The organism is Intrasporangium sp. (assembly GCF_032907665.1).
Lineage (GTDB): Bacteria > Actinomycetota > Actinomycetes > Actinomycetales > Dermatophilaceae > Intrasporangium.
Window position 1 is genome coordinate 7,378 of the sequence record NZ_JAJJPG010000134.1, and the last position, 1,663, is coordinate 9,040.

At 70.3% G+C, this 1,663-nt stretch carries 2 protein-coding genes; both read left to right on the forward strand.

The genetic code is table 11. From position 1 onward, the window contains the following. A partial coding sequence (locus tag LOY02_RS15820; protein ID WP_317183328.1) for a M12 family metallopeptidase occupies positions 1–1,023 on the forward strand: 1,023 nt, incomplete at its 5' end. 122 nt (positions 1,024–1,145) lie between these two features. Next, the coding region (locus LOY02_RS15825; RefSeq protein ID WP_317183329.1) for a hypothetical protein at positions 1,146–1,663 on the forward strand (518 nt) is incomplete at its 3' end.

Below are 1,663 nucleotides of genomic sequence, written 5' to 3' on the forward strand. Positions count from 1 at the left end.
GCACCGCACGTCTGCTTCGACCGGATCCTGCCGAGGGACCTCATGCGCCCGCACCGGCGCACCCGCAGCCTCGACGGGCGCGACCGCGCCATATCGCCCATCGGCAAGTCGTGGATGAACGGCTCGACGCTGAAGGTCCGGTTCCTCGGCGGCACGTCCTCACAGCAGGCCGTGGCGCGGGAGCAGGCCGCCTGGTGGTCGGACGCCTGCAACCTGACGTTCGACTTCGGCAACCACCCGCTGTCCGCCACGGACATCCGGATCAGCTTCGACGAGAACGACGGCGCCTGGTCCTACGTCGGCACGGACTCCACGGGAATCCCGGCGAACCAGGCGACGATGAACCTCGGCTTCCTCGACGGGGGGACGGCCGCGCACGAGTTCGGGCACGCCATCGGGCTCGCGCACGAGCACTCCAACCCGGCCGGTGGGATCCAGTGGAACGAGCCGGTCGTCATCGCGGCGCTCGCCGGCCCGCCGAACTTCTGGGACGAGGCGACGGTGCGGCACAACGTCTTCCGGAAGTACGCGCTCGACCAGATCAAGGGGACGGAGTTCGACCCGGAGTCGATCATGCTCTACGCGTTCCCGGCGTCGTGGACGCTCAACGGGGTGGGGACGAGCTCCAACGAGGTCCTGTCGACCCTCGATCGGGAGTTCGTGGCCGGGGCGAACATGTACCCCAAGGCGGGGCCGGTCGTCTCCGACGCCGTGGAGCTCCCGCTCGACGGGAAGAAGGTCAAGGCCGACATCGGCACGGGCGGCGAGGAGGACGTCTTCACCTTCGTCGTCGAGTCGGACGGCGTCCACGAGGTGCGCACGAGCGGGTCGACGGATGTCTACCTCAAGCTCTTCGGGCCCGACAGCGACACCGCGCTCATCGCGGAGGACGACGACAGCGGCTACGGCCTCAACGCCCGGATCCGGACGAGCCTCGTGCCCGGCCGCTACTGGGCGCAGGTGCGCCACTGGAACGTGGAGAGCGGCACGGGGAAGTACTCGATCAGCGTGCGACCGCGCTGACCGGAGTGCCCCGCCACGCTGGACGCAGGGGTATGCCGCTGAGCTCGCTCAGCGGCATACCTCTCCTTTCGCTCGTGGCGTAGTGCGTTGACTCGTACGGTCCGACGAGTAATCCTGATTACATGATTACTGAGCAAGCAACGGAGCGGGTGAGGGGCTGGTTCACCGGCCGCCTCCCCGAGGAGTGGCAGGTGGCGGCGCCGGAGGTGACGGTCGACCGGGAGGAGATCACGATCGTCCTCACCATCGGCGACGTCGACCTGCCCGACGGCTCGAGCGACGCCGAGCGGGCGGAGGCACGTGCCGGGCGGGCGAAGGCGTTCCGCGAGGACACCCGCGGTCGCCGGATCGAGATCGCGCGCGAGGCGGAGCACCGCTTCGACCGCAAGGTGTCGTGGGCGGTGCGCGTGGGCGACCGGACGGAGCTGTTCACCCACGTGGCCGCGCCGACGATGACGCGGCTGCGCCAGCGGGAGCGGCTCGTGCTCGACACGCTCGTCGACGCGGGGGTGGCCCGCTCGCGGGCCGACGCCCTGGCCTGGTGCGTGCGGCTGGTCGGGCAGCACGAGGAGGACTGGCTCGCCGAGCTGCGCGAGGCGATGACGCACGTCGAGGACGTGCGGAGCAAGGGTCCGGCGGC